This is a genomic window from Mixta sp. Marseille-Q2659, from assembly GCF_940807255.1.
Classification (GTDB): Bacteria; Pseudomonadota; Gammaproteobacteria; order Enterobacterales; family Enterobacteriaceae; genus Mixta.
The window spans coordinates 1-9,088 of the sequence record NZ_CALNWY010000055.1; the positions used below are offsets into that span (position 1 = coordinate 1).

General features: G+C 55.2%; 6 protein-coding genes and 1 pseudogene. 6 read left to right on the top strand and 1 reads right to left on the bottom strand.

Features of this window, described 5'->3' with window-relative positions; genetic code table 11:
• Positions 1-17 precede the first annotated feature (17 nt).
• From P3C52_RS20465 to ssuB, 3 genes and pseudogenes are all read left to right on the top strand, one after another.
• Positions 18-311: pseudogene (locus tag P3C52_RS20465) on the top strand (alkanesulfonate monooxygenase); the annotation flags it as partial.
• 10 nt (positions 312-321) lie between these two features.
• Positions 322-1,113, top strand: a complete 792-nt coding sequence (gene ssuC, locus P3C52_RS20470) for an aliphatic sulfonate ABC transporter permease SsuC (protein WP_275556705.1) — start codon at positions 322-324, stop codon at positions 1,111-1,113.
• Positions 1,110-1,895: an aliphatic sulfonates ABC transporter ATP-binding protein gene (gene ssuB / locus P3C52_RS20475; protein ID WP_275556706.1), complete on the top strand. Its 786-nt coding sequence runs from the start codon at positions 1,110-1,112 to the stop codon at positions 1,893-1,895. The genes ssuC and ssuB overlap by 4 nt, the downstream gene beginning before the upstream one ends.
• 222 nt (positions 1,896-2,117) lie before the next feature.
• Here the strand turns inward: ssuB and pepN are convergent, their stop codons facing one another.
• On the bottom strand, positions 2,118-4,733 hold the full coding sequence (gene pepN / locus P3C52_RS20480) for an aminopeptidase N (protein ID WP_275556707.1): 2,616 nt from the start codon (positions 4,731-4,733) through the stop codon (positions 2,118-2,120).
• Positions 4,734-4,969: 236 nt separating this feature from the next.
• Here pepN and pncB point away from each other — a divergent pair, with 236 nt between their 5' ends.
• The 3 genes from pncB to P3C52_RS20495 all read left to right on the top strand — a co-directional run.
• Positions 4,970-6,190 (top strand): nicotinate phosphoribosyltransferase, encoded by a 1,221-nt coding sequence (gene pncB, locus P3C52_RS20485; RefSeq protein WP_275556708.1) that lies wholly within the window; start codon positions 4,970-4,972, stop codon positions 6,188-6,190.
• Between the two features lie 197 nt (positions 6,191-6,387).
• Positions 6,388-7,788: an asparagine--tRNA ligase gene (asnS, locus tag P3C52_RS20490; RefSeq protein WP_275556709.1), complete on the top strand. Its 1,401-nt coding sequence runs from the start codon at positions 6,388-6,390 to the stop codon at positions 7,786-7,788.
• 301 nt (positions 7,789-8,089) lie between these two features.
• Positions 8,090-9,088: porin (locus P3C52_RS20495; RefSeq protein WP_275556710.1), on the top strand; the 999-nt coding region annotated here is incomplete at its 3' end.

Consider the following 9,088-nt stretch of genomic DNA (forward strand, 5'->3'; position numbering starts at 1 on the left):
CTGGAAATCAGCCCTAGGAAATCAGCCCTAACCTGTGGGCAGGCGTTGGTCTGGTGCGCGGCGGTGCCGGAACGGCGCTGGTGGGTGATGGGCCGACGGTAGCGGCACGCATGCAGGAGTATGCCGATCTCGGCATTGAAACCTTTATCCTCTCCGGCTATCCGCATCTGGAAGAGGCGTACCGCGTAGGTGAGTTGCTGTTCCCGCATCTGGATTTGGCAGTGCCGGCGATCCCTGCGCCGCGTCAGGTGCAGGCGCATGGCGAGGCGGTGGCCAATGATTTCGCACCGCAAAAAGTGTCGCAAAGCTGAGGTAACGCCGATGAGCAAAGTGAAATTGCGTTCACGTCATCCGCTGGTGCCCTGGCTGCTGCCGGTACTGCTGCTGGCCAGCTGGCAAATCGCCTCGCAAACCGGCTGGCTTTCCACGCGAATTTTACCGGCGCCGCAAAGCGTGGTGCTGACGTTCTGGCGTCTCAGCGCCAGCGGCGAGCTGTGGCAACATCTGGCGATCAGTAGCTGGCGCGCGCTAACCGGCTTTGCCATCGGCGGCGCGATTGGCCTGGCGCTGGGCCTGATTGCCGGCGCCTCCCACTGGGGCGAGCGGCTGCTGGATACCTCGGTGCAGATGCTGCGCAATATTCCGCATCTGGCGCTGATTCCGCTGGTGATTTTATGGTTCGGCATTGACGAGGCGGCCAAAATTTTTCTGGTGGCGCTCGGCACGCTGTTTCCGGTTTACCTCAATACTTTTCACGGCATCCGCAATATCGATCGCGGACTGGTGGAGATGGCGCGCAGCTACGGACTCTCCGGCTGGCGGCTGTTTACGCAGGTGATGCTGCCCGGCGCCCTGCCCTCCATTATGGTCGGGATCCGTTTTGCGCTGGGGTTAATGTGGCTGACGCTGATTGTGGCGGAAACCATTTCTGCCAACTCCGGCATTGGTTACCTGGCGATGAACGCCCGTGAGTTTTTACAAACTGACATTGTGGTTGTCGCCATTATTCTCTATGCGCTGCTGGGCAAGCTGGCCGATCTTAGCGCAGTCCTGCTGGAACGGCTCTGGTTGCGCTGGCATCCGGCTTATCAACTGAAGGAGGCAACACCATGAATGTCGCCGCTACGCCGTCCCGGCTTAATCTCGGTACGCCCGTTGGTCTGCAGGGCGTCAGCAAACGCTTTGGCGAACGCGCCATTTTGCAGGAGATCGACTTACATATTCCTTCCGGCCAGTTTGTCGCCGTGGTCGGACGCAGCGGCTGCGGCAAAAGCACCCTGCTGCGCCTGTTGGCCGGACTGGAAACGCCCAGCACAGGTGAACTGCTGGCGGGCCAGGCGCCGCTCTCCTCCGCCCGCGATGAGACGCGTCTGATGTTTCAGGATGCCCGACTGCTGCCCTGGAAACGCGTCATCGACAATGTTGGTCTGGGTTTACGCGGCGACTGGCGTCCGGCGGCGATGGAGGCGCTCACCGCCGTCAGCCTGGCCGATCGCGCCAACGAGTGGCCTGCCGCCCTGTCCGGCGGCCAGCGGCAACGCGTGGCGCTGGCGCGCGCGCTAATCCATCGTCCGGGCCTGCTGCTACTGGATGAGCCGCTGGGCGCGCTGGATGCTCTGACGCGCATTGAAATGCAGGAGCTGATTGAAAACCTTTGGCGTCAGCAAAATTTTACCGTGCTGTTGGTGACGCACGATGTCAGCGAAGCGGTCGCCTTAGCGGATCGGGTGCTGCTGATCGAAGAGGGAAGAATAGGCCTGGATTTAATGGTTGATTTGCCGCGTCCGCGTCGGCGCGGTTCGGCACGACTGGCGGAGCTGGAGGCGGAGGTGCTGGAGCGGGTGATGCAGCGCCAGCAGCCGCGACACGAACTGCCGCGCTATGCCGGAGGCTAAAAACGGCAGCGTACAGGGATGACTGACGCGGCCCTTTGTTTTATAAAAACGCGCCTGTGCCGGGAACCCAGTCCGATCGTAAAAACGCAAAAAACGTCATCCCTGATAGCTTGTCCCGCGCCTTGCCAGGCCGCGGGACGCTTTACTCTTCTGCCTGGGTTCCCGTCACCTTACGTTGAGCAATCGTTTGAGGGCAGCATCAGCCGCCCTTTAACCTTCAGATTACGCGCTTAGCGCCTTGCTGATCTTCTCATAGAGATCGCCGGAGAGGTTCTCCAGACTTTGCAGCTCCTCCAACGCCGCGCGCATCATGCGTTGACGTTCGGCATCATAACGTTTCAGACGGATCAGTGGCTCAATCATGCGCGCGGCAACCTGCGGGTTGCGGCTGTTCAGATCGGCCAGCATTTCCACCAGGAAACGGTAGCCGCTGCCATCTTTTGCATGGAAAGCGGCCGGATTCGCAGAGGCGAAGGCGCCAATTAGCGAACGTACGCGGTTCGGGTTACCCATGCTGAACGAGCGATGGTGCAGCAGCTCGCGCACGCGCGACAGCACATCCAGCGCCGGGCTGGTCGCCTGCAGCGTAAACCACTTATCCATCACCAGACCATCCTGATGCCAGCGTTCATCCCACGCGTTTAACATCTCATCACGGCAATCAAGCTGCGCCATTACCGCCGCCGAGAGCGCCGCCAGCGCATCGGTCATATTATTGGCCTGCTGATACTGCGCGCGCACCAGACGGTTTGCCAGCGTGCTGTCGCCCAGCGCCAGATAGCTCAGGCAGACATTTTTCAGCGCACGCTTGCCAATATCGCCATGCTCAACGCGATATTCCGGCGTTTGATACGCGTGGTAAATCGCCAGCCATTCGTCGGCCAGCTCAACGGCCAGCGTACGCATCAGCGCATCGCGTACCGCTGCGTTGGCTTCAGGATCGATAGTGTCGAACAGCGCAGCAATCTCGTTTTCGCTCGGCAGCGTCAGGATCAAGGCCATCAGCGCCGGATCGCTCTGCTCATCCAGCAGCACCGCGCGGAAGGCGTCGGCAACGTGCAGCGGCAGCGACAGCGGCTGCCCCTGCTGATAGCGGGCGACGTTCAGTTTGATATGGGTGGCGAGCAGGCTTTGCGCCGCATCCCAGCGGGAAAAGTCATTGCGCGCATGGCGCATCAGGAAAGTGAGCTGAGCATCGCTCCAGCTGTAATCAAGTTTCACTGGCGCAGAAAATTCGCGCAGTAGCGAAGGCACCGGCTGATGGTAAACCTTGTCAAAAATAAAGGTCTGGAACTCTTCGGTCACGTTAAGCACGTGATGCACCGGCTCGCCATTATGCTGAAGCGGGATCGGCTCGCCTTTATCATCATAAAGCTCAATATCGAGTGGAATATGCAGCGGCAGCTTCTCTTTCTGATCGGCGGTCGGCGGCGTCATCTGCGTAACATGCAGCGTATACTGCTCCAGCTCCGGATTATAGTCGTCGCGCACGGTCAGCACCGGCGTACCGGACTGGCTGTACCAGCGGCGGAACTGGGTCAGGTCGATATGAGAGGCATCTTCCATCGCCTGGACGAAATCATCGCAGGTCGCAGCGCTGCCGTCATGACGCTGGAAGTAAAGCTGCATCCCTTTCTGGAAATTCTCTTCGCCCAGCAAGGTATGCATCATGCGGATCACTTCAGAACCTTTTTCATACACCGTCAGCGTATAAAAGTTGTTCATTTCGATCACCTGCTCAGGGCGAATCGGATGCGCCATCGGGCTGGCATCTTCCGCAAACTGCGCGCCGCGCATAATGCGCACGTTATCGATGCGGTTAACCGCGCGCGAGCCCAGATCGGAGCTGAACTCCTGATCGCGGAATACGGTCAGCCCCTCTTTCAGGCTCAGCTGAAACCAGTCACGACAGGTAACGCGGTTGCCGGTCCAGTTATGGAAATATTCATGGCCGATCACCGCTTCGATGCCGAGATAATCTTTGTCAGTAGCCGTTTCCGCCTTCGCCAGCACATATTTGGAGTTAAAGATATTGAGGCCTTTATTCTCCATCGCGCCCATATTAAAGAAATCCACCGCAACGATCATAAAGACGTCCAGGTCGTACTCCAGATCAAAGCGCTCTTCGTCCCACTTCATACTGTTTTTCAGCGAGGTCATCGCCCAGTCGGCACGATCGAGGTTGCCGCGATCCACATAAATTTCCAGCGCGACGTCGCGGCCAGAACGGGTGGTAAAGCTGTCACGCAGCACGTCGAAATCACCCGCCACCAGCGCAAACAGATAGCAAGGCTTAGGAAAAGGATCCTGCCATTTGATCCAGTGGCGTCCGTCATCCATCTGGCCAGCGTCAATACGGTTGCCATTAGAGAGCAGGAACGGATAACGCGCACGATCGGCGATCAACGTGGTGGTAAAACGAGCCAGCACATCAGGTCGATCCAGGTACCAGGTGATGTGGCGGAAGCCTTCCGCTTCACACTGCGTGCAGAGCGCCGCGCCCGATTGATACAGGCCTTCCAGCGCCGTATTTTTATCTGGATGGATATCGTTAATGATTGTGAGTGTGAAATTGTCCGGCAGGCCGGTCAAAATCAGCGCGCCCTCTTCCAGACGATACGCTTCCCAGGGTTGGTCATCGACCGACAGCGAAACCAGAGTTAACTCTCCGCCGTCAAGACGCAGCTCGGCCTGACTTGCGCCAAGACGTTTCACCGTGCTGACCGCGGTTACCCGTGTCACGCCAGCATCCAGGTTGAACGTCAAATCGATATCGGTAATGGTGTAATCTGGCGCCTGGTAGTCATGGCGGTACTTAACTTGCGGCTTTTGCGTCATAAACTCTTCTCGTATCAACAATGGTTTAACTCGCTAAGTCTATTCCGGTTGCGCTCGGCTTGCCACGTCGAAACCCGGCTTTTCGCAGTTAATGCTACATTCCGTTTACAATGGCACGTTATCCTCGACCTCTCGCTGGCTTTTATGCTGTGATTGGCTTCAATTAATCTGCTGGCAGGTTATACTTTTCATCTCTGGAACCTGTTTACACCTACGGAAACGCCCCGCGCGAGAGGATGCTGAAACGCACCATGACACGATACGCTTCCCCGATTTTAACCACGCTGCTTGATACCGATGCCTATAAGCTTCATATGCAGCAAGCTGTATTTCATCGCTATCACGACGTGACCGTTACTGCAGAATTCCGCTGCCGGGGCGACGATCTGTTAGGTCTCTACGCTGATGAAATTAGCGACCAGATCGCGCAGATGAGCCTGTTGGCGCTGAGTGACGATGAATATGCCTGGCTGGCCGGTCTGCCGTTTTTTAAACGTGACTATCTCGACTGGCTGAAAACCTTTCGCTACAACCCTGCACAGGTAAAAGTCCGTAATCATGCCGGTAAGCTCGATATTCGTATCAGCGGGCCGTGGCGCGAAGTGATTATGTGGGAGGTGCCGCTGCTGGCGCTGATCAGTGAAGTGGTACATCGTCATCGCTCGCCGCAGGCGACGCCCGAAATGGCCGTTGAACGCCTGCAGCAAAAAATTCATGACTTTAAACAGCAGACGCAAAATATCGATCTGTCGCGCTTCCGCCTGATGGATTTCGGCACGCGCCGCCGTTTTTCGCGCGATGTGCAGCTGGCTATCGTCACGACGCTGAAAAGCGATTTCCCGTGGCTGGTTGGCTCCAGCAACTATGATATCGCGCGGCAGCTGGGCATTACGCCGGTAGGCACGCAGGCGCATGAATGGTTTCAGGCGCATCAGCAAATCAGCCCGGTGTTAGCTAACAGCCAACGCGCAGCGCTGCAGGCCTGGCTGGACGAGTATGACGATCAGTTAGGCATCGCCCTGACGGACTGCATCACGATGGACGCTTTCCTGCGTGATTTTGGTCCAGGCTTCGCTCATCGTTACCAGGGCCTGCGCCATGACTCCGGCGATCCGGTGGAATGGGGCGAAAAGGCGCTGGCACATTACCAAACGCTGAATATCGATCCGCACAGTAAAACGCTGGTGTTTTCCGATAACCTCGATTTTAACAAAGCGGTCGATCTCTACCGGCATTTTGGTCAGCGCACGAATGTGGTTTTCGGGATTGGTACCCGTCTGACCTGCGATATTCCTGAGGTTAAGCCGCTTAATATCGTCATCAAGCTGGTTGAGTGTAATGGCAAGCCGGTGGCAAAACTCTCTGACAGCCCCGGTAAAACCATCTGTCACGATAAAGCTTTCGTCCGCGCGTTGCGTAAAGCCTTCGATCTTCCGCTGGTGAAAAAAGCCAGCTGATGCGCCATCGTCAGCGCGATTTCTGCCCGCGCTGACGATCTTTATCTCTTCCCTTCTCTCTTTAATTGATTAAATAAAAAGAAAACTGTTGTCCGGCAGTGAATTCTGCTTGTGTCCTGCCCGACGGCAAGTAACATAGATTAGCCCTAAATTCGGGGTTAACCTGTTTATTTTCGAACTAATAAAGAGAGAACTTTATGAGCGTTGTGCCTGTAGCGGACGTACTGCTCGGCCAGGTTGCGGTTGGCGAAGATGTCACCGTGCGCGGTTGGGTACGTACCCGAAGAGATTCAAAAGCCGGTATTTCCTTTGTCGCCGTGTATGACGGCTCCTGCTTTAATCCCGTTCAGGCTGTCGTCAATAATTCTCTGCCTAATTACCAGAGCGAAGTGCTGCGTTTAACTACCGGTTGTTCCGTTATCGTGACGGGCAAAGTGGTTGAATCTCCGGGCCAGGGACAGAGTTTTGAGATTCAGGCGACAGCAATTGAAGTCGTGGGCTGGGTAGAAGACCCGGACACCTACCCGATGGCGGCCAAACGCCACAGCATTGAATACCTGCGTGAAGTCGCCCACTTACGTCCGCGTACCAATTTAATCGGCGCCGTGGCGCGCGTTCGCCATACGCTGGCGCAGGCGCTGCATCGCTTCTTCCATGAAAACGGGTATTTCTGGGTATCGACTCCGCTGATCACCGCTTCCGATACCGAAGGCGCCGGTGAAATGTTCCGCGTTTCTACCCTGGATTTAGAAAACCTGCCGCGCGACGCGCAGGGCAAAGTTGATTTCAATGAAGATTTCTTTGGTAAAGAAGCGTTCCTGACGGTTTCCGGGCAGCTGAATGGCGAAACCTACGCCTGTGCGCTCTCCAAAATTTATACCTTTGGCCCGACTTTCCGCGCTGAAAACTCCAACACCAGCCGTCATCTGGCGGAATTCTGGATGCTGGAGCCGGAAATCGCGTTTGCGTCGCTGGATGACGCAGCGGATCTGGCGGAAGCGATGCTGAAATATGTGTTTAAGGCGGTACTGGAAGAACGTGCGGATGATATGGCGTTCTTTGCTGAACGCGTTGATAAAGAAGCCGTAAGCCGCCTGGAGAAATTCGTGACGGCCGATTTCGCCCGTGTCGATTACACCGACGCCATTGATATTCTGCTGGCGAGCGGTCAGAGCTTTGAAAACCCGGTTGAATGGGGCATCGATCTCTCTTCGGAGCATGAGCGCTATCTGGCCGAGAAGCACTTTAAAGCACCGGTTGTCGTCAAAAACTATCCGAAAGATATTAAAGCGTTCTATATGCGCCTGAATGACGATGGCAAAACCGTGGCGGCTATGGACGTACTGGCGCCGGGCATCGGCGAAATTATCGGCGGCTCGCAGCGTGAAGAGCGTCTGGATGTGCTGGATTTGCGTCTCAATGAAATGGGCCTGAACAAAGAAGATTATTGGTGGTATCGCGATCTGCGTCGTTACGGCACCGTACCGCACTCCGGCTTTGGCTTAGGTTTTGAACGTTTGATCGCTTATGTCACAGGCGTACAAAATGTAAGAGACGTTATCCCCTTCCCGCGTACGCCGCGTAATGCCAGTTTCTAAAATTCGGCATTAAATATAAGAAATTCATATATCTATAAAGGCTGACACTGTCAGCCTTTTTTTATTTTTGTAAATTTTGAGTTATCTCACAAAGTTCCCTTATTTTTACATTTTGTAATACATATTTTCTTTCTGAAACTACTATTAGGGTTTGGTAGCATTTTCGAGGTAGAATTACCTAGCGGCGAATGGAAAGATGCCTGCAGACACAGGAAGACACCAAACTCTGATCAAGCCTTTTGTAAAGAATTCTTGACGGCAGTGGCAGGTGTCCAAATAACTCCAATGAGGGTAATAAAAAATGATGAAGCGCAATATTCTGGCAGTGGTTATTCCTGCTCTGTTAGCTGCCGGAGCAGCAAATGCAGCGGAAATCTATAATAAAAACGGCAACAAGCTGGATCTGTATGGTAAAGCGGTAGGTCTGCACTATTTCTCTGATAACGCAGGCGACGATGGCGACCAGACTTACGTTCGTTTCGGCTTTAAAGGCGAAACCCAGATTAACGATCAGCTGACCGGTTTCGGCCAGTGGGAATACAACGTTCAGGCGAATAACTCTGAAGGTTCTGACGCGCAGGACGGTAATAAAACCCGTCTGGGCTTTGCCGGTCTGAAATTCGGCGACTTCGGCTCTATCGACTATGGCCGTAACTACGGCGTTGTGTATGATGCGATCGGCTGGACCGATATGCTGCCGGAATTCGGTGGCGATTCTGGTTACTCTGATAACTTCATGAACGGCCGCAGCACCGGTCTGCTGACCTACCGTAACACTAACTTCTTTGGACTGGTTGACGGCTGGAACTTCGCTGTTCAGTACCAGGGCAAAAACGACCGTGACGACGCACGTCGTTCTAACGGCGACGGCTGGGGTGTGTCTACCTCTTACGAAACGCCGATCGGCGTAGGCTTCGCTGCAGGTTATAGCGCCAGCGACCGTACTAACCAGCAGAGCGCCGGCGTTTATAACGTTCAGGACTCTAACGGCGACGATCTGGATCCAGCAGTAACCCGCACCTATGGCCAGGGTAAAACCGCTGAGTCCTGGGCTACCGCGATTAAATATGACGCCAACAACATCTACCTGGCGGCAATGTACGGCGAAACCCGTAACGCAACGCCGTTCACAGCCTCTCTGGCTGGTGGCAATAGCGTATTCGGCTTTGCCAACAAAGCGCAGAACTTTGAAGTGGTTGCTCAGTACCAGTTCGATTTCGGTCTACGTCCGTCCCTGGCCTATGTTCAGTCTAAAGGCAAGGACATCGAAGGCATCGGCGATGCTGACCTGGTTAAATAT

Bases quoted from the DNA above. Each gene is read 5' to 3' on its own strand.
- ssuC (WP_275556705.1), top strand. From the start codon at position 322: ATGAGCAAAGTGAAATTGCGTTCACGTCATCCGCTGGTGCCCTGGCTG.
- ssuB (WP_275556706.1), top strand. From the start codon at position 1,110: ATGAATGTCGCCGCTACGCCGTCCCGGCTTAATCTCGGTACGCCCGTT.
- pepN (WP_275556707.1), bottom strand. From the start codon at position 4,733: ATGACGCAAAAGCCGCAAGTTAAGTACCGCCATGACTACCAGGCGCCA.
- pncB (WP_275556708.1), top strand. From the start codon at position 4,970: ATGCTGAAACGCACCATGACACGATACGCTTCCCCGATTTTAACCACG.
- asnS (WP_275556709.1), top strand. From the start codon at position 6,388: ATGAGCGTTGTGCCTGTAGCGGACGTACTGCTCGGCCAGGTTGCGGTT.